Origin of the sequence: Haloarcula laminariae, assembly GCF_025457605.1 — an archaeon.
Classification (GTDB): domain Archaea; phylum Halobacteriota; class Halobacteria; order Halobacteriales; family Haloarculaceae; genus Haloarcula; species Haloarcula laminariae.
Genome location: NZ_JAMZFY010000002.1, coordinates 248,486 through 271,543, shown reverse-complemented (window position 1 = coordinate 271,543; position 23,058 = coordinate 248,486). Strand labels below are relative to the sequence as shown.

The window sequence follows — 23,058 nt, the reverse complement described above, 5'->3', positions numbered from 1 at the left end:
GAGTAAAGGGTTTCGTTGCCTTCCCTGCCGTGTCACGCCGGGGCAAGGCCCCAGAAGTAGGCGATGCCGAGCGTCGTCACGACCGCAAAGACCGCCTGCAGCGGCGCGCCGACCTTCAGGTAGTCGGTGAACCGATAGCCGCCGGGGCCGTATACCAGGAGGTTGGTCTGGTAGCCCACGGGCGTCATGAACGCCGTCGAGGCGGCGAAGGTGACGGCGAGGACGAACGCGAAGGCGTTGGCTTCCAGTTGGCCCGCGGCCTGGACGGCGACGGGAATCATCAGTACGACCGAGGCGTTGTTCGAGATGATGTTGGTCAACAGGGCGGTGACGACGTACATCAGCCCGAGGACGACGATTGCGGGCAGCCCCGGTGCGGCCAGGACGAACAGGTCGGCGATGAGGTCGGCGCCGCCGGTCTCCTGTAAGGCGATGCCGAGCGGGATGACCCCGGCCAGCAGGAAGATGACGTCCCACTGGACGGCGTCGTACAGTTCACCGGGCCGGAGACAGCCGGTCAGTACCATCGCGAGCGCGCCGGCCAGCGCCGAGACGACGATGTGGACCTGGGTCAGGGCCGCGACGGCGACGACGGCGGCGACGATGCCGACGGCGACGGGGATCTTCGACTTGCGGTAGTCGGGGCGTTCGACCTCCTGGGCGACGATGAAATCGCGGTTCACGTCGAGGCGGTCGATGCTGTCCACCGTCGCCTGGACCAACAGCGTGTCCCCGACCTTCAGCCGGACGCGGTCCATCCGCTGGCGGAACAGTTCGCGGCCGCGTCGCAGCGCGAGCACCGTGGCGTCGTAGCGCTGGCGGAAGTTCGACGAGGCCAGCGTCTCGCCGACGAGGGCGGAGCCGGGCGCGATGACGAGTTCGATGAGGTTCTGCCGGTCGCTTGCCCGTTCGAGTTCGGCGTCGTCGACGGTCACGTCGGGAATCACGTCGAGCCCGTCCAGGTCGAGGAGTTCGACGAGCGTGTCCCGGTCGATTCGGACGGCGAAGACGTCGCCGGCGCGTATCGTCTTCTGGTCGAGCGGTTCGAGGAAGGTCCGTTTGTCCCGGACCAGCTGGACTACGTCGACGTCGAGGTCGGTCTCGGCCAGGGCCTCCCGGACCGTCTGGCCGACGATGGGCGAGTCCTCGCGGACGACCACCTCGGTGAGGTAGTCCGCCATCTCGAACTCCTCGGTGAGGTCCTCGCGGACCGGGATTCGGCTCGGGACGAGCCACCGGCCGACCGTGAGCAGGTAGACGGTGCCGACGGCGGTGACGATGAGCCCCAGCTGCGTGAACTCGAACATGGAGAACGGGCGGTCGAGCAGCTCCGCCGACAGCTGGGAGGCGAGGATGTTCGTCGAGGTGCCGATGAGCGTGAGCATCCCGCCGAACATCGAGGCATAGGAGAGCGGGAGGAGGAGCTTCGAGGGGGAGGTCTTCCCCTCGTGTGCGATGTCGGTCACCATCGGGAGGAGGATGGCGACCGCGGCGGTGTTGTTGATGAACCCGGAGATAGGGCCCACGAGACCGACCGTCGCGCCCAGCTGTTTGGTCTCGCTGTCGCCGGTCAGGGCGGCGAGTTTCGCGCCCAGCAGCTGGACGATACCGGTCCGCTGGACGCCGTCCGAGAGGATGAACATCGCCAGGACCGTAATCGTCGCCGTCGAGGCGAACCCCGACAGCCCCTGGGCCAGCGGGGAGATGTCGTCGCCGGGCTGGTGGAGGACATAGAGCGGCTCGGCGAGCAGCCCGAGGTCGGCGAACGTCGCCGTCACCGGCTCGGCCGAAAGCAGCGCCACCATCACCGCGATAGCCGTCACGTCGACGGGAACGAGTTCGGTCGCAAAGAGCACGAGCGCCGCGAGTATCAGCGCGAAGACGAACGCCATCGCGGGCGTAATCGGTGGCAGCGACACAGGTTTGGGCTCGGCAGGCTGGGGGAAAAACGTGGGGTTTGTCGGCTACCCGTCGGCGTCCAGGTCGGAGAGCAGCGAGGCGTAACTCCGGGCGAACACCGGCTGTTGGGTGATGGAGGTGCCGGCGACCTTGAACACCGGGATGGCCAGCGGGCCGTCGGCACCCTCGACGACGACGGCGTCGGTGGCCGTCCCGTCGCTCCACTCGGCGTCGAGTTCCCGGACGAGCACCTCGCCGAAGTAGCCGCCGAGCTCCGTGGAGACGCTCGTGAACACGCGGTCGTCGAAGGAGTCGTCGCTGCCGAACTCGGCGTCGTCGAACCGGTCGTCGTCCCACTCGGCGCTAACCAGGGCGTCGAGCCGCTCTAAGGACTCGGGCGTGTAGTCGAGGTCGTACTCCGTCCAGAAGGAGGCGAGTTCCTCGGCCGCCTCGGCGTAGGGCTCCCGGAGGTCGTCGCCGGCCGCCGGCCCCGTATCGGCGCTGTCGGCGGTCGCCTCGTCGCTGTCGGCGTCGGCGGTCGCCCCGTCGTCCCGGTCTGCGTCGTCGACCTCGGAGAGCGATGGCCCGTCCTCGGCCGATGGGGCGTCGTCGACCGTCGGGCCCGCCCCGGCGGCCGCGTCGTCAAACAGCGACGGCGAGGTATCCCGGTCGGTCCCGTCGCCCGAGTTGGCGTCGTCCCCGAACGGCGAGCCGTCGGCGGTGGACGGCCCGTCACCGGTCGCCGTCTCGCCGTTCGCGGCCGCCGTGTCGGTCGCCTCGTCCGCCGCGGTGTCGCCCGGTTCCGCCTCCTCGATGAGCGGCTCGGCATCGTCGCCATCGGCCGCGTCGCTCGGGGTCGGGTCGGCCTCGGCCGGGTCGGGACCGACGCCCGTGTCCGGGCTGTCGGCCGGCGGTTCATTGTCCTCGAACGCCTCGGAAATCGGTTCGTCGCTGCCGGACGCCTCGGCCGTCGGTCCATCGCCGTCCGGGGTCCCGACTTCCGGGGTGTCGTCGCCCGGTGTGTCCACAGTCCGGTCGTCTACACGCGGTTCCCCAGCCGCCGGCTCGCCGTCGGTATCGCCCTTGGCCGGCGTCGCGTCCGTGCCGTCGTCGCCGGCCGACGGAGCGGCGTCGGCTGTGTCGAGCCCGGCCGCGGTAGCGGCCCGGTCGGCCACGGCGGCGAACACCGCGCCGGTGGTTATCGACCGCTCCGCCACGTCGAAGACGTCGACGGTCGTGGTGCCGCCGGGCCCGGCGATGGTGACCCCCCAGTCCGGGTTGCGGGTCCACTCGCCGTCGTAGACCCGGACGAGCACTTCGCCGAGATAACAGCCAAAGCGGACGGTGTCGGTGGCGTAGGCCCCCGGTCGGTCTGACGTGGCCAGGTCCTCGTCGTAGCCCTCGTCGATGGCGTCGTCGAACCGAGCCAGGGAGGAAAGCGAGAAGTCGAGTACCCCGACCTCGCCGGCGACGCTCTCGGCCCGCTCGCGGAGCGCCGAGACGTCGATGTCGCGCGTGTCGACCAGGTCAGGCTGGGTCGCCGCGTCGTCGGCGTCGTCGTCTCCGCCGCCGACCACGCGCCGGATGCTATCGAACAGCCCCATGCACACCGCAAGACTGCGGGGCCACATGAAGGTACGGACCGACTGTCGACGGTCAGTGTTTACTTTAGCAGGAAATGACTCAAAGAGCCAGAAAGCCCCGGCTGGCTGTTTGCTGTCTCTATCTCGTAACTAAACACTGCCGACTGTCGACGACCTGCGCATCAGTGCTCGTCGCGCAGCTCCATCTCCGCGACGATGTCGTAGGGGTCGCTCCCCTTGCGGATGCCGTCGAGCAGCTGGAACGACTCGTCGGGCGCCAGGAAGTGTCGGGTCACGGCCCGGCCGAGCGGCGTCGGCTCCAGCCCGTCGATGAACTCGTATTCGAGGAGCTTCCCCAGGGCGTGTTTCGTGGGGACCTCGCCGACCATCCGGTCGTTGAGCCGCTTGGCCGCCTTGCCGGCCACGGTGACGTTCGCCAGCGTCTCCTCGACGGCGGCGCCCTCGTCGTAGCGGGTGATGACGGGCTCCATCTCCCCCTTCAAGAGTTTGAACGCCACCTCGTCCTCGGTCATCTCCATGCTGTTGTGGTAGGTGCAGTCCGGTTCGACCAGGACGTAGACGGTCCCCTTGTCGTGGTAGTCGGGCCGGCCGGCGCGGCCGAGCATCTGGCTGAACTCCTGGACGGTGAGCCACTCGATACCCATCGCCAGCGAGTCGAAGACGACCTGCGAGGCCGGGAAGTCGACCCCGGCCGCGAGTGCGGCAGTCGTTACGACGGCGGCGAGTTCCTGGTCGGCGAACTGCTTCTCGACCCGCTTTCGCTTCCGGTTGTCGAGCCCGGCGTGGTACGGCGCCGAGGAGTAGTTCAGCTTCCGGGATATCTGGTGACAGCGCCGCCGGGAGTTGGTGAAGATGATGGTCTGGCCCCGGTACCCCTTGCTCGATTTCGAGTCGAATGCCCGCTTGACCAGCTTCTTCTCGGTCTCTATCTTCTCGCGGCCGTCCGCGAAGGTGACGTGGCGCTCGATGGGGACCGGGCGCTCCTCGAACTCGATGAGTTTCGCGCGGAGCTTCTTCGCCAGTTGGCTGGGGTTACCGACCGTCGCCGAGAGGTAAATCCACTGGGTGTCGGTCTGTGCTTCCTCACAGTAGTACTTCAGCCTGGAAATCAACCCGTCCAGCCGGTGGCCCCGCTCGTCCTCCCCCAGCGTGTGGACCTCGTCGATGACGACGGTGCCGACGTTGCCCAGGTCCTTGCCGGTCCGGAGCGCGTGGTCGATGCCTTCGTAGGTACCGACGATGATGTCGGCGTCGGGGTCGAAGCGGCCGCCCTCGTCGGCGATGCGGCTCGCGCCGACGCGCAGGGAGACCTCGACCATGTCGCCGTAGCGGTCCTGGAAGTCGTTGTACTTCTGGTTGGCCAGCGCGACCAGCGGGACGAGAAAGAGCATCTTCCCCTCGCCGTTGAGGACTCTGTCGAGCCCGGCCATCTCGCCGACGAGCGTCTTCCCCGTGGCCGTCGCCGAGACGACGAGCTGGTCCTCGCCGTCGGTCGCGCCGTGTTCGACCGCGAGGCTCTGGACCGGCAACAGCGTCTCGAACCGGGACTCCAGGTGGTCCTGGATGCCCGGGTGCAGCCCCAGCGAGTCGACGCGGACGGGCTCTACGTCCTCGGTCGTCGCGGATATCTCGTCGAACTTCGTCAGGTCGGGGTCGAGCTGGCCCGACAGCAGGTTCGTGATGCGGTCCAAGTCCTGGACCTCCAGCAGGAGCTCCTCCAGCCGCTCGCGGGCGTCGCCGGTAATCTGGCCGTCGAACGCCAGCTGCCGGTCGAGTTCCTGGCTGGCACACTCGGGGCAAATCGACTCCCCGTCGGCCTCGATAGCCGTCTCGCTCGTAATCGGCGAGTACCGGCCCGCCGAGGCACAGAACCGACAGGTCCGGACGACCTTCGCGTCGAGCTGGTAGCCGTCGAGCATCTCTTTGATGCGCTCGCGGGCGATAGAACCGGTTTGCTGGGAGATGCGGATGCGGGTCGCCCGGCGGGCCAGCTCCACGAACTGGTCGGGCGAGCGCAGCTGCTCGCCGGAGCCGTCCTCGATGCGGAGCCGGCGGGGACGGGGGCCCGCGTCGGTCTCCTTCAGTTCGAGGACCGCGCGAAAGAGCCGCGAGCCGTCGCGCTGGGCGACGACACGGACGTCGTCGCCGTGTTCGTGAAGGAAGAGCGTCTCGACCTCCGCAGCCTGCTTCGACACGGGTGTCACTACGGCGGGGGAGCTACTTTACTGGCTCGGGACGAGTCGGCCCGGCGGGCCACCGGCGCTTATCACTATCCGCCGCCAACGGACAGCTATGCGACGGTTCCGCATCGGGCGCGCCTTCGGCATCCCCATCCAGCTCGACCTCACCTTCCTGCTCGTCCTGCCGCTTTTTGCGTGGATTATCGGCACGCAGATAGAGCAGACGGCGGGGCTGTTGAACGACTCGCTCGGGGCCGGGCTGGACCCGGCCGTGCTGACCGGCGGGAGCCTGGTCTGGGTGCTGGGGGTCGTCGCCGCCGTCGGTCTCTTCACCGGCGTGGTCCTCCACGAGCTGGGCCACTCGCTGGTGGCGATACGCTACGGCTTCCCCATCGACTCCATCACGCTGTGGCTCTTCGGCGGCGTCGCCCAGCTGACCGAGATGCCCGAGGACTGGCGACAGGAGCTCGCCATCGCCGTCGCCGGCCCCGTCGTCAGCGTCGCCCTGGGCGCGCTCTCGTATGCCGCCTTCGCCGTCCTGCCGGGCACCGGGTCGGCCGTCGTCGAGTCCGCCCGCTTCGTCTTCGCCTACCTCGCGGTGATGAACGTCGCGCTGGCGGCCTTTAACATGCTCCCGGGGTTCCCGATGGACGGCGGGCGGGTGCTCCGGGCGCTGCTTGCCCGGACCCGCCCCTACGCCCGCGCGACCGAAATCGCCGCGGAGGTCGGGAAGGTGTTTGCCATCCTCCTGGGCCTGTTTGGCCTGTTCGTCGCCGGCAACATCTTCCTCGCCGGGCTGGCCTTCTTCATCTACGTCGGCGCGGCGGGCGAGGCCCGCGAGACGACGATGCGGGCCGACCTTGAGGGCGTGCAGGTCAGGGACGTGATGACGCCGGCGGCCCACGTCACCACGGTCACGCCGAGGGTGTCGGTCCGCGAGCTCATCGAGACGATGTTCCGGGAGCGCCACACCGGCTATCCGGTCGAGGTCAACGGCGAGGTGGTGGGCCTGGTCACGCTGGAGGACGCCCGCGCGGTCCGGGACGTCGAGCGGGACGCCTACACCGTCGGCGACGTGATGACCACCGACCTCGTGACCGTCGCGCCCGAACTCGACGTGATGGACGCGCTGAGCGAGCTACAGGACAACTCCGTCGGCCGGCTGGTCGTCACCGACGCCGCCGGCGAGTTCCAGGGGCTGCTCACCCGCTCTGACATCATGACCGCGCTGTCTATCCTGCGGTCCAGCGAGGACGCCGGGCTCGGGAGAAGTCCGCGCCGGACGGAGTCATAGGTAGACGCTCGGCAAGCGATGGGGGAAGGTCCTTATTCCCGACAGCCGCATGTACGTGCATGATAGACGAAACAGTCAGGGAGATAGAGGAGATGCAGACCCAGAGCTCCTCTATCGTCGCCGTCAAGGCCGCCCGTGCGCTGCGCGAGCTGACCGAGCGCGAGTGCCACACCGTCGAGGACTTCTACCGCGTCGTCGAGCGCAACTCCAGCGCCCTCCAGCGCGCCAACCGCTCCCACGCCCCCCTCTATACGACCCAGCAGCGCATCGTCGAGGCCGTCAAGGGGTCCGACGCCGACACCGTCGAGGCGGCAAAGGAGGCGCTCGTCGGGGCCATCGACGACATCGTCGAAGAGGTGGAGTCGAGCAAGCAACGCGCCGCCGAGCGCGCGGCCGACCTCGTCGAGGACGGGGACGTCCTGTTGACCCACGAGAACTCCTCGACGGTGATGACCACCTTCGACGAGATAGTGGGTGCGGGGAAGACGGTCGAGACGTTCGTCACCGAGTCGCGGCCCCGGTTTCTCGGGCGAAAGACCGCCCGACAGCTCGCCGAGCGCGACGGCGTCGACGTGACGCTCATCACCGACGGCGCCGCGGGCCACTACCTGGAGGAGGTCGACCGCGTCCTCATCGGGATGAACTGCCTCATCGACGACGTGCTGTACAACCGCATCGGGACCCACTCGGTCGTCGCCTCGGCCGCCAGCCACGGCGTCCCCGTCACGGCGGTCGGGTCCTCCTCAAAGTTCATCGGCAGCGGCTTCAACTTCGAGAACACGTTCCGCCCGGGCAGCGAGGTCATGCTCGAACCGGCCGAGGGGTTCGATATCGCCAACCCCGGCTACGACGCGACGCCGACGCGGCTCATCGACTCGGTCGTCACCGAGAACGCCGTCATGGAGTTCTAGGACTCCGTCAGCGGCTCCGCCCGCGCCCGCTCGTCCGCCGGCGCCGTCGCGTCCGACGAATCGGTCGTCGCACAGTCGAGACAGTACGCGTTTTCCCCCTCGCTGTGGGTGTACACCGGCAGGCCGGCGAGACAGAACTCCTCCCGGTAGCGCCTGAGTTCCCCTTCGGTCACACGGGCACCACAGTCGACACAGCGGTCCGTCCTGTCCTCGCCGGGACGCAGAACGCGGTGTTCGACCACGCGGGAGCGGCCGAACTGCCCGAGCGAGCGGCGGCGGTCGAGCCGGCGGCGGAACCCGGGGTTGACGAAGACGCCGAAAGCGACCAGACACAGCGAGAGCAACACCACAATCGACGACAGGATGAGGCTCGACGCGGTGCCGCTGGCGACGGAGAGGACGGCGACGACGACGCCGACCGCGCCCAGTCCGACGAGGAGCCAGCCGGCGAGCGCGTAGAGCACCTCGGAGACCGCGTCCGCGAGTTCGACGGTACTGGAGGGCGACATACCCGCCGGTTGTCACGGCGAATGCATAAACCCTGACGCCGGCCCCGTATCACACCGTCCGGAACACGCGAATCGTGTCCCGGTCGGTCGGCTCCCGAATCAGCTGTGCCAGCCCCAGCTCGGAGAAGACGGTCTTCCAGTTGCGGTGGTACAGCGGGAACTCGTCGTCGACGTAGCTCACGGCGGTCTCGCCCCGCCCGCGCTGGGGGCTGTTGCCCTCGTTTTCGGCCGTTATCAGCAGGTCAGACGTGAGTCGGGCGAGTTCCTCGAACACCCAGGTGTCCTCGGGGTGGATGTGCTGGAGCGTCTCGACGGTGTAGATAACGTCGAAGGCGCCGTCGTCGAACTCCCCGACAAGGTCCTCGACGGCGCCGGCGTGGAACTGGCCGGTCTCGGCGAGGCGGGGGTATCGCTCGCGCAACACGTCGAATGCGTCCTCGTTGATGTCGATGCCGGTGAGGTTCCCGTACCCCTGCCGGCGGAGCCGTTCGAGGTGGCGCCCGGAGCCACAGCCGACCTCCAGGATGGCGGCGTCCTCGGTGACGTAGTGGCCCAGCACGTCCCGCAGCGTCTCGCTGACCTCGTTGGGTCCGATGTCGGCGTAGTACTCCGGGGAGTACTTGCCCGTCCGCTCGGCCCAGTCCCGACGCACGTCCTCGGGGTCCATACCGTCGGGGAGGCCGCTGGCGCTAAATAAGCTGGCGGTCCCGGCGGGCGAATCGCTCGCGCGTCCGGGAAGAAAAAGGGGCACGTGCGTCGGTCGTCTTCAGTGCGGGTGGCTCGCTCGGCGGCCGGTGTGTCGGGGACGGGCAGCAATCGGCGACAGCGTGGCCTACCGCGGGCCGCTGACACGCCGCGTGGCAGGGTCGTAGTCGACGACGCCGAGGTCGGCCATCAGCGGCAGGTGCTTGTGGTGGAGCGCGACGCCGACAGCGTCCGCGTCCGCGGCCTCGTCCGTTGCCACGGCGTCGGCCAGCTCCCCGAGAGCCATCGGGAGCGGCCCCTCGTCGAGCACCCGGAGCGCGGTGTGTCGGCGTTCGTCGGACAGCAGTTTGTGCCGGCCGTGCGTCGTGATGGCGGCCGTTCCGGCGTCGTCGTAGCTGATACCAGTCGTCTGCTGCAGGGAAGCGTCGTTCATGGTGTGATGTGTTTACCGTACCTCTATCGAAGGCCGCCGCGGGCCTAAGGGTAGCCTAGAAGATACTAGGGGGCCGCGGCGGCGCGCCGGCCGGTCGGTCCACCGTACTTACGTTCGGATGACAGGAACTTGGTTACCGTTGCACGCCAGTTCCGTACCCGGAGACACCGGCTGCGTGGCCTCCGTCGCCGGAGAGTACTTGTCGCAGCAGTAACATTTGTTTCATGATGAGAGGCCAACCGTTGACCGAGACGCTCCGGGAGACGCTCGCGCTGTTCGACGTCGCCGGGGCGCCCCTCGCCACGAGCGAGGTCGCAGAGCGGGTCGGACTGGGGCGGCGGAGCACGTACGAGCGCCTGGAGCGACTGGTCGAACACGGCCGACTGGAGACGAAGAAGGTCGGCGCGAGCGGGCGCGTCTGGTGGCGACCGGCCCCGGCCACGGCCGGCGGGGGCTCCGCCGGGGACTGGCCGGCAGTCGTCAGCTCCATCGCGGCGGACGTACTTGACCGGACGGGGGTGGGCGTGGTCGTCCGGGACTCGGGGGACCACGTCGTGTGGGTGAACGACGCCGCCGAGCGATACTTCGGGTTCGACCACGACAGCGCCCTCGGGACGAGCTACCGGACGCTGGTCGAGGAAGTCATCGCGCCGACCGTCGAGGACGGCGGGGCGTTCGCCGAACGAGCGCTCGCGCCCGACGACACCGGCGAGCGCTCCGAGTGGCAGGTGACGGCCGCGGACGGCCGCGAGGCGCGGCGGGTCGAACACCACAGCGAACCGGTCGAGACCGGGGTCGTCGCCGGCGGCCGCGTCGACCTGTACGAGGACGTCACCGAGCGGGCGCGTCTCCGGCGGGCCCACGAGCGGCGGGAGCGGCAGTTCGACTCGCTCGTGACCGCCGTCGAGGAGTACGCCATCTTCAAGCTCGACGCGACCGGCCGCGTCCGGACGTGGAACGCCGGCGCCGAGCGCATCAAGGGGTACGACGCCGCCGAGATTCTGGGCGAACACGTCGGGACGTTCTACACCCCCGAGGACCGCGCCGCGGGCGTGCCCGAGGCGAACCTGGCGGCCGCGGCCGAGGCGGGGGCCGTCGAGGACGAGGGGTGGCGCCTGCACGCCGACGGGTCCCGGTTCTGGGCGAACGTGACCATCACGGCCATCCGGGACGACGACGGGACGCTGGAGGGGTACGCGAAGATTACCCGCGACATGACCGAGCGCCGCGAGCGCGAGGAGGCGCTGCGCCGCGAGCGGGACCTCACGGCGCGGCTGTTCGAGACCGCGCCGGTCCGGCTGGCTGTCTTCGACGCCGACGGCTCGTTGGACCGCATGAACGCCGAGAGCCGGGAGATGCTCGGCGTCAGCGAGGATTCGACGTTTAGCCCGGCCGACAAAGCGTTCTACGACGCCGACGGAGGCCCCCTGCCCGCCGCGGACCACCCCGTCAACATCGTGCTGGAGACCGGGGAACCGGCCACCGACCGGCTCGTGGGCCACGACACGCCCGACGGCGAACGCCGGTGGGTACGGCTCAGCGCGACGCCGCTCACCGACGAGTCCGGCGCCCTGGAGCGCGTCATCGTCGTCGGCGAGGACATCACGGAACTCAAACTGACCATGCGGGAGCTGGAGCGCCAGCGCGACGAACTCGACCACGAACTGCGCGAGGTGTTCGGTCGCATCGACGACGCCTTCTTCGCCGTCGACGAGGAGTGGCGGTTCGTCCACGCCAACGAGCAGGCGACGGCCCTACTGGACCAGTCGGTCGGCGAACTGCTCGGGCGCAGTCTCTGGGAGGCCTTCCCCGAGGCCGTCGACACCGCCTTTCAGGAGCAGTACGAGCGGGCGGTGTCGACACAGGAGTCGGTCACCTTCGAGGAGTACTACCCGCCGCTCTCGACCTGGTTCGAGGTGTCGGCGTACCCCTCCGAGAGCGGGCTGTCGGTGTACTTCCGCGACGTCACCGAGCGCCGCGAGCGCGAACAGGAGCTCGAACAGTACGAACTCGCCATCGAGACCATCGGCGACGGCGTCTACGTCATCGACGAGGCCCGCGAGTTCGTCCTCGTCAACGAGGCCTACTGCGAACTGACGGGGTACGACCGCGACGAACTGCTGGGGGCCCACGTGTCGACGGTCGCCGGGGAGTCGGCACTCGACAGCGGTGACCGACTGCGCGAGGAACTCCGGAGCGACGAGGAATCGGTCGCGACCCTGGCGACCGAACTCACCACCGCCGACGGCGGGACGGTCCCCGTCGAGGCGCGATTCGCCCTGCTCGACCCCGGGCGGGCGGGGTCCGGGAGCGTCGGCGTCGTCCGGGACGTGACCGAGCGCCGCGAGCGCGAGCGGGAACTCAGACGCTACGAGGGCATCGTCGAGGCCGTCGAGGACGGCATCTACACCGTCGCCGAGGACGGCGAGTTCACCTTCGTCAACGACGCCTACGGCGACCTGGTCGGCGTCCCGGCGGCGGAGCTCGTCGGCCGGACCGTCGAGTCGCTCGTCGAGGCGGACATCCTCGACGCGTCGGTCATCGAGCGGGCCAGAGAAATCGACGCCGAGATTCGGGTGGGCGAGCGCGAGACCGGCAGCATCGAGACGTCGGTGGTGCGCCCGGACGGAACCACTATCCGGACCGAGGCCAGGTTCAACACGCTCGCGACGGCCACCGGCCCGGAGCGTGTCGGCGTCGTCCGGGACATCACGGACCACGTCGAACGCCAGCGGGAGCTCGAACGCCAGCGCGAACAGCTGGCCGCGCTCAACAGCCTCAACGAGGTCGTCCGCGGGGTGACGGCCGCCGTCATCGACCAGTCCTCGCGCGAGGAAATCGAAGCGACGGTGTGTGAGTATCTCGTCGACTCGGAGTCGTACGTGCTGGCCTGGGTCGGCGAAGTCGACGCCCCCTCGGAGACCGTCGCCGTCCGAACCGAGGCGGGCATCGAGGGGTACCTCGACGAGACCGTCATTTCGGTCGACCCCGACGACGAGCGGAGCGGGGGCGCGACGGGGCGGGCCTTCCTGACGGGCGAGATGCAGGCGACCACAGCGGTCGGGTCCGACCCCAGCTACGACCCGTGGCGGGACCACGTCGAACAGTACGGCTTCCAGTCGTCGGCCGCCATCCCCATCAGCCACGAGGGGACGATGTACGGGACCCTGAACGTCTACGCCGCCCGCCCGAACGCCTTCGCCGGCCAGGAGGGGGCGGTCATCGAACAGCTCGGCGACATCGTCGGCCACGCCATCGCGGCGACGGAGCGAAAGCAGGCGCTGATGAGCGACGAGATGGTGGAACTCCACTTCCTCGTGCCGGACGTCTCCGAGGCGTTTGGTGTCGACAGCCAGCCGTCTGGGGCGGCGCGGCTCCGCCACTCGATATCGCTCGGCGACGACGAGTTCATCGTCTACGGCAGCGTGACGGACGACTCGGTCGACTACCTGCGGTCGCTCGTCGACAGGGTGCCCCACTGGGAGCGCCTCACCGTACAGGACGGGACCGGGGCCGAGCAGCCGTTCGAACTCCTGCTGTCGGCGCCGCCGGCGTTCTCGACCATCGCCTCGGTCGGCGGCTCGGTCGAAGCGGCGGTCATCGAGGACGACGACTACCGGATGACGGTCCACATCCCGACGAGCGTCGACGTTCGCCAGGTCGTCGAGCGGCTCGAGAGCGCCTACCCCACGGTCCAGCTACGCAAACGCCAGCAGATAACCAGGCGACGGGACGCAAGCGACAGGATGCAGCGCGAACTGCTCGCCGACCTGACGGACCGGCAGCGAACGGTGCTGGAGACCGCGTACCACGCCGGGTTCTTCGAGTGGCCGCGAGCCGCCTCGGGCGAGCAGGTCGCCTCGTCGCTGGACATCGCCGCGGCGACGTTCCACAGCCACATGCGGAAGGCCCAGCGGAAGGTGTTCGCGCGGGTGTTCACCCCGGGTGAGACAGCGACCTGAGCGCGCGAAGCGGGTAGCATATCGGGACGCCACCGGCTCGGTACGCCGCGAGCGGACGGGTCTGTCGACCCCGGGACCGCTGTGTGGCTACTCGTCGCCGGGCATCTCGTAGTCGCCGCCAAAGCGCATGAACACGTAGGTCAGCCCCAGCGTCGCCGCCATCACGACGGTGGTCGCGACGCCCAGCGTCTTCGCGCCGTCCGGGAGCTGTGGCACGCCGCTTCCCCCGCCGCCACCGCCGGCGCTGGCCGTCGGGTAGTCGGTGCCGACGACGACCGACCCCTTCATGCCCTGTCCCTCGTGGGGGACACAGACGTAGTTGTAGATGCCGTCGGAGTCGAACGTGTACTCGTAGGTCTCCCCCTCGTCGCTCACGGGGTCGCCCGAGTCGAGCGGGCCCTCGCCATCCGAGACGACGTTGTGGCCGCCGCCCTCCCCGGTCCACTCCCACACCACCGTCGCGCCGTTGTCGACGTGGACCGCGGGCGGGTCGAAGGCGAAGTTCCCGCCGTTGCCCTCGGCGCCGACGGTCACCGACACCTGCCCCTGCCCGCGGGCGTCGACCACGCTGCCGTCGAAGTTCCCCACCGGGTCGAGGAAGCCGCCGAAGTCCGGCGGGCCACCCCCACCGCCGCCGGGCGAGCCGGCCTCGGTGGCGTTCCCGCCGCCCTCGGTGCCTGTCGGAGTGGTGCCGTCCGTGGGTGACTCCGCCTGTGCGGCCGCGAAACCGGTCACAGCGGTCGCCGTCGCGCCCGCACTGGTCAGCAGGAACGCCCGCCGGGACACAGTCGTCGTCCGGGATGCCATGCGCATCGGTAGGGTTCCGACCGCCCTGTATATGTTGGATAGTTAACTATTCCTCGCGGTAGTGTTTAGGCCGATGGCGACCGCATCGAACGCCCGGCCCCGGAGACAGCCATCATGGACGGCGGTCACAGGAGGAAGGTTCCGAGGAACCCCAGGGCCGTCGCCAGCGTGATGTAGGGCCCGGCCTCCTCGTACGCGTCGGGGTAGATTTCGGCCGCGAGCGACGCCAGGATGGCGCCGCCGGCGAAAGAGCGGGTCGCGCCTATCCAGTAGTCCGGCAGGGGCGGCAGGACCCAGTAGCCGACCAGAACGGCGCCGCCGACGACGACGGCGGTGACGGCCCACGCGCCCATCGTCCGCCAATCGCCCCGGTTTTTCGACATGTTCGTCCCCGACATCATCGACTGGGAGGTGTTCGTGACCGAGAGGGCAAACAGGAACGACAGCGCGCCGGAGACGTTCCCGACCAGCAGCGACCCCATGGCGGCGTTCTCCGGAATCCCGTCGGTCGTGACGCTCGCCCACAGCCCCCAGCCCCGCTCCTCGGTCTGGTCGCTGGAGCGGTCGTCGATGAGGATGTCGAGAGTACCGAAGACGGCGACGCCGACGAGGAAGTATCCGGAGGCCTGCCACGGCCCGATGTTCCGGACCGCGGGGTCGTACAGCTCGAAGGCGAGCGAGACGACGAGCGACCCCCCGCCGACGGCGAGCAGCGCCGCCTGCCACCGCTGCTCGGGGGCCATCCAGATACCCACGGCGGCGCCGGCGACGAGCGACAGCGCCGAGAACGCCGCGTAGAACCACGGGTTCGCGAGCAGGCCGGTCGTCCCCCCGGACTGTGCGAGCAGCGCCGCGAGCGGGCCGGTCATCGGTCCGTCCGGCGGGCGAGCGGTCGGCGGTGATGGGCGACGACACCGTCGGCTGGGAGATTCATGTTTATGAATTAATCATTGTTATCCAATAATTCTGGCGGCGCCGACGGTATCCCGACCGACAGCGGCGTCCCGGCGCGCAACAGCGTCGGCCGCGGCGGCCCAGTCGTCGGTCAAATCGCGATCGAATCGACGGGAAGTCCTTTGTTCACGGCACCTGACGGGTACCCCGTGCCCTCGCCCCACCTGTCGCCCGCACGCCCGCCGCCCACCGACTCCGAACCGTCCCGACGGGGGCCGTCGCGTCGGGCCGCTCTCACAGCCCTCGGAACCGCGCTGACCGGGTCGCTCGCCGGATGTAACGCCCTCCGCGAGGACGACACCGCGGCGTTCCACGGCGGCGACTGGCACTCGTACGGGAACGGGCCGACGAACGCGAACCGGGTCCCCGGCGGCGCCCCGGAGCCCGGTGACGCCCGGCTCCTCGAACCCGCGAACTGGGCGTACGTCCCCCGGTCGTCCACGACGGCGTCGCGTACTTCGCCACCGACCAGCGCGTCGTCGCCGTCGCGGCCGACGGCACCGAACAGTGGTCCCGGGACCTCGACGGCGAGGCGTGTGGCGTCCCGGCGATAGCCCCCGAACCCGCCCGCCTCTACGTCCCGACGAGCGCCGAGCCAGCGGGCGACGAGGACCGGAGGCGCGCCAGCGTACACGTGGCGGCGCTCGCCGGCGGGGCAGTCCTCGACACGTACCGTCTCGGCGGCGAGCTGACCTACGGGGTCACCGTCGCCGGCGGCGACCTCTACGCCCGGAGTTCGACCACCTGCGTCAGACTCGCTCCCGACGGGACCGAACGGTGGCGACAGTCGCTGGAGCCGCTCGTCTACGACGAGTACAACCTCGGGGACGAGACCGCGACACAGGTCGCGCCCGCCGTCACCGCCGACGCCGTCTACGTCCCCGACCGGGACGCCCTCGTGAAACTGGACCGCGAGACGGGCTCCGAACGCTGGCGCGTCGCCGTCGATACGCCGTACGCCGCGTCGGTCGCCGACGACGGGGGCGTCATCCAGACCGGGTGGCAGGAGACCGTCGCCGCCGGGCCCGACGGCTCGGTCCGCTGGCGCCGGGACCTCCACAGCCGGGCCGCCGCCGCCGTCGACGCCGGCGACGTCTACGTCATCGACAGCGACCTCCACGAACTCGACGGGGAGACGGGCGAGACGAACTGGCAGGTCCACCTCCCGAGCGAGGGCACCGCCGCGCCGGTCGTCACCGACGACAGCGTCGTCGTCGCGTCGGACGACGTTCGCGCGTTCCGCCGGGAGACCGGCGGGCTGTTCGGTCCGGACCGGACGCGCTGGGAGAACACGACGGGCGCCGTCTCGGCGTACGCCTCACCGGTCGTCGCCGCGGGCCACCTGTTCGTCGCCAGTTCACGGGGATTGCAGACGTTCCGGGTCGGCGACGGCGGGGCGTGAGGGCGCCGTCGTCTTCACGCCGACCCGGGCCGGGCCTCGATGACAGTAATCATCCCCAGGAGGAACGACTCGCTCTCGACGACGGTCAGGTCCGCCGCCTCGAAGTGTGCGAGCGGGTCCTGGGTCCACCGACAGCCGTGTCGCTCGTAGTGGGCGTCGGCGCGCCAGTCCTGAAATCGCCCGACGAGTTCGACGTCGCTGCGGCCGTGTTCGAGCAGCAACACCCGCCCGTCGGGGCGACAGACGCGCGCCATCTCCGAGAGGGCCGCCACCGGGTCGGGGAACGTACACGTCGAGAGCGCCGAGACGACCGTATCGAAGCTGTCGTCGGGGAACTGTAGCGCCTCGGCGTCCATCCGGTACACCGTCCCGCCGCGGCCGATAGCGTCGAGTTCGTCCCGCGCCGCCTCGACCATCTCGTCGCTGATGTCGACGCCGACCAGCTGGGCGGTAGGGGGGAGATACCGGAAGTTCGTCCCCGCCCCGCAGGCGACATCGAGGACCCGCCCGCCCGCGTCGGCGAACGCCCGCTTCCGGAGCGGGCCGGAGAACAGCCGGTTGGCCCAGTCCCACCGGTCGTACTGGGCGGCCAGCCCGTCGTAGAGGGCGGCGACGTCCTCGCTCGACAGCGGACGGGCCGGCCCGCCCGCGTGGCTGTCCGTCGTACCGTTCGAACGGCGCTGTGGGACCATCGGTCGTATCCCCGTTCGCCGGGGACATATAGGCTGTCCGTGCCCGCCGTGGCGCCACACCGCGGCCGCGACCGAGCCGACAAATATCGGGCCTACCTGAACGGACTTGACCCCGGAGTCCACTGTACTGTTCATGGGGGACCCGCCACCGCCCGACCCGGACGTGCTTCGAGCGCTCCAGCTGGCCGACGGGTATCTCGACGAGGCCGAAGACCTCCTCTGGGCCGCCGCGACCGAGAGCAACAGCGAGGAGGTCAGCGCGTCCATCGAGGCGCTCACCCAGGACGTGTGGGACCTACAGGCCAGGCTCGAAGCGCTCAACGAGGAGTTCGAGAGCGACTGAAACGGGCCATCGCCGCCGAGTACGGGGCGCCACACCGACGGTACGGGCCGACAGGGCCCCTGTAGGCGGAGAGCGGGGAAGCTTTACTGTTGCTACGCATCCGCCCAGACGTGCCGACTAAACAGCACGTAATGGAACGTATCGTCGATAGCGGCGTGGTCGCCGTTATGCGTGATATCCCCGAGGACGACGTGGTCGAAGTCGCGCGTGCAATCCACGAGGGCGGCGTCTCCGCGCTGGAACTGACCGCGGACGCGAAGCGGTGCTCGGAGCTAATCGCCGCCGTGGACCGGGCGCTGGCCGACACCGACGCGGTCGTCGGTGCCGGAACGGTTCGGGACGCCGCGACCGCCCGAAACGTCATCGAAGCCGGGGCGGAGTTCGTGCTGGCCCCGAACGTCAGCGAAGAGGTCATCGAGGTGTGCAATCGGGAGCGCGTCGTCGCCATCCCCGGCGTGATGACGCCGACCGAGGCCGACCGGGCGATGGCCGCAGGCGCGGACGTGCTGAAGATGTTCCCCGCGTCGACCGTCGGTCCGGACCACGTCGGCGCGCTGCAGGGCCCGCTGGGCGACGTGCCCATCATGCCGACCGGCGGGGTCTCGACGGACAACGTCGCCGGCTACTTCGACGCCGGCGCGATGGCCGTCGGCGCCGGCTCGGCGCTGGTCGACTACGAGGCCATCGAGAACGGCGACATGGACGGCGTCCGCGAGTCGGCGGCCGCGTTCGTCCGGGCCGTCGAAGACGCGCGGAACTGATATCGTTCCCCCGCTTCGCTACCGGGAGATATCCGCGGTGTCGCCGCCGATGACCGATTCGACTTCCTCGGGGCTCACGACGGCGATATCGCCGGGCACGGTCCGCTTGAACGCGGCCGTCGCCGCGGCGTATTCCAGCGCGTCGGGGACGCTCTGTCCGTCGAGGTATTGCGAGAGGAACCCGCCGACGAAGGAGTCGCCGGTCCCCACCGGATGGGCGTCCGTCGACTCGAAGGTCGGCTGCTCGTAGACGGCGTCCCCGGTGACCGCGAGCGCCGGGTCGGTCCCGCGGGTGAGAATCGCCACGTCGAGGTCGTACGTCTCCGCGAATTCGCGCCCGATGTCCGCGGGCTCCCCCGACTTTTCGAACACCTCGCGGGCGTCCCGCTCCGCGACGGTGAACACGTCGACGTCGTCCAGTAGCCCGGTGAGGGTCTCCCTGGCCTCCGCGGGCGACCAGAGCTTCGAGCGGTAGTTGCAGTCGAAACTCGTCGTCGTCCCCGCCTCGCGCGCGGTCTCAAGCAGGGTCGCCGTCGTCTCCGAGAGCGTGTCCGAGAGGGCCGGCGTGATGCCGGTCGTGTGGAATCCCGCCGCGTCTTCGATTCCCGCCACGGGGAGTTCCGGTGGCGTCGCGGTCGTGACGGCGGCGTCGGTGCGGTCGTAAATCACGGTGTTCCCGCGGGGCTGCTCGCCCGTTTCGAGGTAGAACGTCCCCTGGCGGCCGTCGTCGCTCCAGGCCACGTCGACGGTGACGCCGTGGCTGCGAAGCTCCCCGGTGACACGTCGGGCGACCGGCGAGTCGGGCAGTTTCGAGGTCCAGGCCGCGTCGAGGCCCAGCCGCTGGGCCGTCACGGCGACGTTGCTCTCCGCGCCCGCGGCACGCACGCCGTACCGGTCTGCCGTCTCGATGCGCTCGTCGTCCGGCGGCGAGAAGCGAAGCATCGTCTCGCCGAACGTCACTAGGTCGACCATAGTAATGAGGGACAGCAGACCGCGTATAAAACTGCCCGGTTCCGGTTCTCGGCGCGCCCGTCGGGAGCGGTACGGGACACCGCGGGGCCCCGGCGCGGGCGGAATCGCCCGGTCGAGCGGCAGGCGCTCAGCTCCGCTCGAAGGAGAGCGTCGCGGGCCCCGGCCCGACCGTGACCGTACACGTGTCCGCCGCGCCCGCACCGTCGACGCCGGCGCGGGTCCAGCCGTCGGGGACCGCGACCGTGACCGACTGCGGCGTCGCCGCGTCGACTGTGAGAGAGAGCTGTCCCGCCGCGCCGTCGGCGCTCCAGGCGACCCGCTCCAGGCGCGAGCCCAGGCCGGCGAGGTGGTCGGCGCCGAGCAGGTGGGGGCGGTCGCTCGCGGGCGCGACGTGGACGAGGAGACAGCCGTGGGCCGGGACCGTCCGCTCGACCGTCCCGCCGGCGGGGACGGCCTCGCCCTCGAACGCGTCCCAGCCGCGCTCGTCGTCGGTCAGCGACAGCGACAGCGTCTCGGGGGAGTCGGTCCAGTTGAACAGCGCGACCGCGCGGCCGCCGTCGGCCGCCCGCTCACAGACGAGTCTGTCGGGGAACTCCGTCCGGCCGACGCCCTCGACCGCGCCCGCCCGTACCGGTGGGAGCGAGCGTTCCAGTAGGGAGCGGGTGTCGGCGCCGATGTCGGCTATCCTATCGCTGAACACGTTCGCGCCGCCGGTCAGTGCGACCAGCGTCGCGAACGACTCCCGCTCGGCCGGCGACAGCTCGGTCGTCTCCCGGACGAGCTGACAGTCCGGGTCGTTGACCCACCACCGCCGGTGGAGGTAATCACGGTTGAGTACGTTCCGGATAGCGTTCTCGTGAGCCGGCTCGCTATCGGACTCGCCCTCGCGGGCCCAGTACTCGGCCGTGTCGGGACCGACGCGCATGGAGTCGACGAGGCCGACGCTCTGGCCCTGCGGGGCCCCACAGCCCAGGATGTACGTCTCCTCGCCGACGGCCTCCCGAATCGCCGCCAGCCCTTCGCGGTAGGCCTCGGCCCGCGTCACGTCGGCGAACCGCTCGCCGGGCAACGCCCCGGCGTAGAGGAAATCGAGTTTGAGGTACTCGAACCCCCACTCGTCGACGATAGTCCGAAACGTCTCCCGGAGCCACGTCTGCACCTCGGGGTGGGTCAGGTCCAGCCCGTACATCTCGCCGTGGCGCTCGCCGGCCGAGACGAACTCACCGTCGCCGTCGGTGACGAGCCACTCGGGGTGAGACGCCACGAGGTCGGCGTCCTCCTGGACGAAAAACGGCGCGAGCCAGAGCCCGGGCGTGTAGTCCCCGTCGCGGACGTCCCCCACCAGCGCCGCCATATCTTCGAACCCATCGGCCAGCGTTCGCCAGTCCCCGAAGGCGGTCTGGTAGCCGTCGTCGAGCTGGACCAGGTCCACCGGGAGCCCCCACTCGTCGAGTTCGGCGAGGTTCGACCGGACGTCGTCCGCGGTCACCTCGGTGAAGTAGTGGTACCACGAGCACCACCCCGTCGGGACCCACTCGCCGACGCGGGCGTCCATCCGCTCGCCGGTCCGCTCGGCCAGCGCGGCCAGCGCGTCGTCGACCGGCCGGGCGGCGTCGACCCACAGCGGCGCGCTGGTCGCGCGCTCGCCCGGGGCCAGCGAGACGCCGTCGCCCGGGGAAACCGCCGTCAGCGACTCGACGCCGTCCCCGCGCTCGTAGTCGAATCGGGTGACGTACTCGGAGTGGTCGAGGAACCCCGCCGTCAGGCGGCGCTCGCCGTCGGCCAGGCCGATGTGGCAGTGGCTCGTCGTCCGCGGCGCGTCGACGTCGGTCATCATCGGGACGTCGGCCGGTTCGATCGGCGCGAAAGACGCCTCGACCGGGAGCGTCGCCGTCGGCGTCCACGACTGGTAGCCGTGCCGGTAGAGCCGGGTCTCCGGCCCGAACGACAGGTCGTCGGCCGCGAGCGGACACAGCCGACCGACCGACCGCGGCGTCTCGGTTTCGTTGGCCACGCTCACGGTCAGGGTGGCCCCTCTGGCCGCCTCGCCGAGGCGGACCGTCGTCCCGGCGGCGTCGTCGTAGCGCACCCGCGCGCCGTCCCCGTCGGTCTGTACGTGATAGCTATCGGTACGCGGATACCGGTCGGTGCCGAGTTCGGCGACGACCCGGCCGGACGCCAGTGTCGTCCCGTCCGCACGGAGCGATACGCGAGCCGTCTCGGGCGCGAACTGAAGGACCGTCCCGCCCACGTCGACCTGAACCATACGCCACCACCGTAGTCGAACCGTAATAGCTGTTTGGAGGGCGTATGCCTCCGGTTTTCGGATATTTGCGTAGTCAGACTGATATCAGCGTTCGCCGGGAAAATAATCGAATTCGTTCAGTATACGTGAACGCTTTTCTCCGGGTCCGTCTCATAGGGTTCGACAGCGTTAGCTAGAGTGTCCGTAGGCATCTCAAGTATTGTTATATCAGCTTCGTTCAGAACTGCTGAACAGGCTTTCAGTGGGCCGCCGTATATCGGCAAATATCTACACAACTAGCTATTTCGATAGGTCGACTGCGATACTATTCGCGCTGCTGACAACAAGGCCGGTAATGTCCTCTTCGAGCCGTTTCCCGCTCATCCGATTGGCGGGCCCGGAGACACACACCGCGCCGACCGGCCGCCCGTCTTCGGTCGTCACGGCAGCGGCCACGCTCCGCGTCCCGTCCGCCCGCTCCTCGCGGTCGAAGGCGACGCTCTGTTCACGGACCGTCCGCAGTTCCCTGGACAGCGCCGTCTCGTCCTCGGGTATGGTGCCGGTGAGGTCCCGGACCTCGTCTTCGGGCAGGTGTGCCAGAATCGCCTTCCCGGCGGCGTCGGTGTAGAGCGGGCGCCGACGGCCCTCGCGTATGGCGGTCTGTCCGTCCTCCCCGCCCGTGACCAGGACGTACACCGCCTTCCCGTGTTCCTCGACGACCAGCGATGCCACCTCGCCGCTGGAGCGGGCGAGCTGGGCGACCTCGCCCCGGGCGGCGCGGTACACCGGGTTCCCATCGCGGGCGCGCGAGGCGACGTCGAGAAACCGGGAGCTGACCCGGTACTGACGGCCGTCGCGGACGACGAACTCCATGCGGTGGAGCGTCTGGAGATGGTTGTGTACGGCCCCCTTCGAGAGGTCGAGCGCCGTGGCGAGTTCCGTCACGCCCGCCTGATTTCGCTCGAGCAGCGCCTCGGTGACCCGTATCGTCGTCGCGGTCGCCTGTACTGGGTACGACTCGTCCATAGTCGGCTATAGGCGGCGTGAGGGATAATTGTTCGTCAAGAGTGAACGGAGTGCTGTCCGCCGCCGTGCCCATAGACTCGGTGAAATCCCGAGAAACGCCGCGTGAGCGACTTTATGTCCCGATACACCCATATCTTCGCTGGGTCGACAGACCGTTTGTTCACTATCGGTGAACAACACGAATGATAAGAAATATTATCTATATCGATAATCACCGGGCCCAAATTAACGAAAAGTGCCATACGGCGTCGGGATTACCTGCCCACTACCTAATTAGCAAAACTCTTAAATAATGTACTATCATGGATGAGACTAGCGCCGATGACTGACTCAAATAGCGGACTCGACCGACGACGCGT

The 23,058-nt window shown here is 69.4% G+C and carries 19 protein-coding genes; 6 read left to right on the top strand and 13 right to left on the bottom strand.

The genetic code is table 11. The features are described from left to right. Positions 1-32: 32 nt before the first annotated feature. The 3 genes from NJQ98_RS12875 to NJQ98_RS12865 all read right to left on the bottom strand — a co-directional run bounded on the left by NJQ98_RS12875 (position 33) and on the right by NJQ98_RS12865 (position 5,698). A complete protein-coding gene (locus tag NJQ98_RS12875; RefSeq protein WP_262180992.1) occupies positions 33-1,892 on the bottom strand; it encodes an SLC13 family permease in 1,860 nt (619 codons plus the stop codon). Positions 1,893-1,964: 72 nt separating this feature from the next. Next, the gene (locus tag NJQ98_RS12870) at positions 1,965-3,503 is read right to left on the bottom strand and encodes a hypothetical protein (protein WP_262179287.1); all 1,539 of its coding nucleotides are present in this window, start codon (positions 3,501-3,503) and stop codon (positions 1,965-1,967) included. A gap of 161 nt (positions 3,504-3,664) precedes the next feature. Continuing rightward, positions 3,665-5,698 carry a DEAD/DEAH box helicase gene (locus tag NJQ98_RS12865; protein ID WP_262179286.1) on the bottom strand — a complete coding sequence of 678 codons (2,034 nt, stop codon included), beginning with the start codon at positions 5,696-5,698 and terminating at the stop codon, positions 3,665-3,667. Between the two features lie 97 nt (positions 5,699-5,795). On the opposite strand from NJQ98_RS12865, the gene NJQ98_RS12860 reads away from it, so the two are divergent. Together NJQ98_RS12860 and NJQ98_RS12855 are read left to right on the top strand one after the other, a co-directional pair. Further along, positions 5,796-6,977: a site-2 protease family protein gene (locus tag NJQ98_RS12860; protein ID WP_262179284.1), complete on the top strand. Its 1,182-nt coding sequence runs from the start codon at positions 5,796-5,798 to the stop codon at positions 6,975-6,977. A gap of 59 nt (positions 6,978-7,036) precedes the next feature. Continuing rightward, positions 7,037-7,888, top strand: coding sequence for an eIF2B alpha/beta/delta subunit family protein (locus NJQ98_RS12855; RefSeq protein WP_262179282.1), 852 nt, complete (start codon positions 7,037-7,039; stop codon positions 7,886-7,888). On the opposite strand, the gene NJQ98_RS12850 is transcribed toward NJQ98_RS12855, so the two are convergent. The 3 genes from NJQ98_RS12850 to NJQ98_RS12840 form a co-directional block, all read right to left on the bottom strand. Further along, on the bottom strand, positions 7,885-8,397 hold the full coding sequence (locus NJQ98_RS12850) for a DUF8108 domain-containing protein (RefSeq protein WP_262179281.1): 513 nt from the start codon (positions 8,395-8,397) through the stop codon (positions 7,885-7,887). The two genes, NJQ98_RS12855 and NJQ98_RS12850, sit on opposite strands and share 4 nt — an antisense overlap. A gap of 49 nt (positions 8,398-8,446) precedes the next feature. Continuing rightward, a complete protein-coding gene (locus tag NJQ98_RS12845; protein WP_262179279.1) occupies positions 8,447-9,064 on the bottom strand; it encodes a class I SAM-dependent methyltransferase in 618 nt (205 codons plus the stop codon). A 165-nt stretch (positions 9,065-9,229) separates the two neighbouring features. Continuing rightward, a complete protein-coding gene (locus NJQ98_RS12840; RefSeq protein ID WP_262179278.1) occupies positions 9,230-9,535 on the bottom strand; it encodes a DUF7344 domain-containing protein in 306 nt (101 codons plus the stop codon). 224 nt (positions 9,536-9,759) lie between these two features. Between NJQ98_RS12840 and NJQ98_RS12835 the strand changes: the two genes are divergently transcribed. Beyond that, positions 9,760-13,497, top strand: coding sequence for a PAS domain S-box protein (locus NJQ98_RS12835; protein WP_262179276.1), 3,738 nt, complete (start codon positions 9,760-9,762; stop codon positions 13,495-13,497). A gap of 87 nt (positions 13,498-13,584) precedes the next feature. On the opposite strand, the gene NJQ98_RS12830 is transcribed toward NJQ98_RS12835, so the two are convergent. The 3 genes from NJQ98_RS12830 to NJQ98_RS12820 form a co-directional block, all read right to left on the bottom strand. Then, complete coding sequence (locus NJQ98_RS12830; RefSeq protein WP_262179275.1) at positions 13,585-14,304, bottom strand: halocyanin domain-containing protein; 720 nt, start codon at positions 14,302-14,304, stop codon at positions 13,585-13,587. A gap of 125 nt (positions 14,305-14,429) precedes the next feature. Then, positions 14,430-15,173: a ZIP family metal transporter gene (locus tag NJQ98_RS12825; RefSeq protein ID WP_262179273.1), complete on the bottom strand. Its 744-nt coding sequence runs from the start codon at positions 15,171-15,173 to the stop codon at positions 14,430-14,432. A gap of 176 nt (positions 15,174-15,349) precedes the next feature. Then, on the bottom strand, positions 15,350-15,892 hold the full coding sequence (locus tag NJQ98_RS12820) for a hypothetical protein (RefSeq protein ID WP_262179271.1): 543 nt from the start codon (positions 15,890-15,892) through the stop codon (positions 15,350-15,352). On the opposite strand from NJQ98_RS12820, the gene NJQ98_RS12815 reads away from it, so the two are divergent. After that, positions 15,893-16,660 (top strand): outer membrane protein assembly factor BamB family protein, encoded by a 768-nt coding sequence (locus tag NJQ98_RS12815; RefSeq protein ID WP_262179270.1) that lies wholly within the window; start codon positions 15,893-15,895, stop codon positions 16,658-16,660. Between the two features lie 14 nt (positions 16,661-16,674). Here NJQ98_RS12815 and NJQ98_RS12810 read toward each other — a convergent pair whose 3' ends face one another. After that, entirely contained in the window at positions 16,675-17,352 is a 678-nt protein-coding gene (locus NJQ98_RS12810) for a class I SAM-dependent methyltransferase (RefSeq protein WP_262179269.1), read from the bottom strand. Between the two features lie 133 nt (positions 17,353-17,485). On the opposite strand from NJQ98_RS12810, the gene NJQ98_RS12805 reads away from it, so the two are divergent. Continuing rightward, positions 17,486-17,695: a hypothetical protein gene (locus NJQ98_RS12805; RefSeq protein WP_262179268.1), complete on the top strand. Its 210-nt coding sequence runs from the start codon at positions 17,486-17,488 to the stop codon at positions 17,693-17,695. 110 nt (positions 17,696-17,805) lie between these two features. Next, positions 17,806-18,456 carry a bifunctional 4-hydroxy-2-oxoglutarate aldolase/2-dehydro-3-deoxy-phosphogluconate aldolase gene (locus tag NJQ98_RS12800; RefSeq protein WP_262179267.1) on the top strand — a complete coding sequence of 217 codons (651 nt, stop codon included), beginning with the start codon at positions 17,806-17,808 and terminating at the stop codon, positions 18,454-18,456. Positions 18,457-18,474: 18 nt separating this feature from the next. Here NJQ98_RS12800 and kdgK1 read toward each other — a convergent pair whose 3' ends face one another. The 3 genes from kdgK1 to NJQ98_RS12785 all read right to left on the bottom strand — a co-directional run bounded on the left by kdgK1 (position 18,475) and on the right by NJQ98_RS12785 (position 22,699). Continuing rightward, on the bottom strand, positions 18,475-19,428 hold the full coding sequence (gene kdgK1 / locus NJQ98_RS12795; protein WP_262179266.1) for a bifunctional 2-dehydro-3-deoxygluconokinase/2-dehydro-3-deoxygalactonokinase: 954 nt from the start codon (positions 19,426-19,428) through the stop codon (positions 18,475-18,477). A gap of 127 nt (positions 19,429-19,555) precedes the next feature. Next, positions 19,556-21,694 carry an alpha-galactosidase gene (locus NJQ98_RS12790; protein WP_262179265.1) on the bottom strand — a complete coding sequence of 713 codons (2,139 nt, stop codon included), beginning with the start codon at positions 21,692-21,694 and terminating at the stop codon, positions 19,556-19,558. Positions 21,695-21,973: 279 nt separating this feature from the next. After that, a complete protein-coding gene (locus tag NJQ98_RS12785) occupies positions 21,974-22,699 on the bottom strand; it encodes an IclR family transcriptional regulator (protein WP_262179263.1) in 726 nt (241 codons plus the stop codon). Positions 22,700-23,058 lie beyond the last annotated feature (359 nt).

What these genes read in the sequence shown, in the direction of transcription:
- NJQ98_RS12835 (WP_262179276.1), top strand. Translation starts at nt 9,760, where the DNA reads ATGATGAGAGGCCAACCGTTGACCGAGACGCTCCGGGAGACGCTCGCG.
- NJQ98_RS12840 (WP_262179278.1), bottom strand. Translation starts at nt 9,535, where the DNA reads ATGAACGACGCTTCCCTGCAGCAGACGACTGGTATCAGCTACGACGAC.
- NJQ98_RS12825 (WP_262179273.1), bottom strand. Translation starts at nt 15,173, where the DNA reads ATGACCGGCCCGCTCGCGGCGCTGCTCGCACAGTCCGGGGGGACGACC.
- NJQ98_RS12845 (WP_262179279.1), bottom strand. Translation starts at nt 9,064, where the DNA reads ATGGACCCCGAGGACGTGCGTCGGGACTGGGCCGAGCGGACGGGCAAG.
- NJQ98_RS12785 (WP_262179263.1), bottom strand. Translation starts at nt 22,699, where the DNA reads ATGGACGAGTCGTACCCAGTACAGGCGACCGCGACGACGATACGGGTC.
- NJQ98_RS12850 (WP_262179281.1), bottom strand. Translation starts at nt 8,397, where the DNA reads ATGTCGCCCTCCAGTACCGTCGAACTCGCGGACGCGGTCTCCGAGGTG.
- NJQ98_RS12790 (WP_262179265.1), bottom strand. Translation starts at nt 21,694, where the DNA reads ATGGTTCAGGTCGACGTGGGCGGGACGGTCCTTCAGTTCGCGCCCGAG.
- NJQ98_RS12830 (WP_262179275.1), bottom strand. Translation starts at nt 14,304, where the DNA reads ATGGCATCCCGGACGACGACTGTGTCCCGGCGGGCGTTCCTGCTGACC.
- NJQ98_RS12870 (WP_262179287.1), bottom strand. Translation starts at nt 3,503, where the DNA reads ATGGGGCTGTTCGATAGCATCCGGCGCGTGGTCGGCGGCGGAGACGAC.
- kdgK1 (WP_262179266.1), bottom strand. Translation starts at nt 19,428, where the DNA reads ATGGTCGACCTAGTGACGTTCGGCGAGACGATGCTTCGCTTCTCGCCG.
- NJQ98_RS12810 (WP_262179269.1), bottom strand. Translation starts at nt 17,352, where the DNA reads ATGGTCCCACAGCGCCGTTCGAACGGTACGACGGACAGCCACGCGGGC.
- NJQ98_RS12855 (WP_262179282.1), top strand. Translation starts at nt 7,037, where the DNA reads ATGATAGACGAAACAGTCAGGGAGATAGAGGAGATGCAGACCCAGAGC.
- NJQ98_RS12860 (WP_262179284.1), top strand. Translation starts at nt 5,796, where the DNA reads ATGCGACGGTTCCGCATCGGGCGCGCCTTCGGCATCCCCATCCAGCTC.
- NJQ98_RS12875 (WP_262180992.1), bottom strand. Translation starts at nt 1,892, where the DNA reads ATGGCGTTCGTCTTCGCGCTGATACTCGCGGCGCTCGTGCTCTTTGCG.
- NJQ98_RS12805 (WP_262179268.1), top strand. Translation starts at nt 17,486, where the DNA reads ATGGGGGACCCGCCACCGCCCGACCCGGACGTGCTTCGAGCGCTCCAG.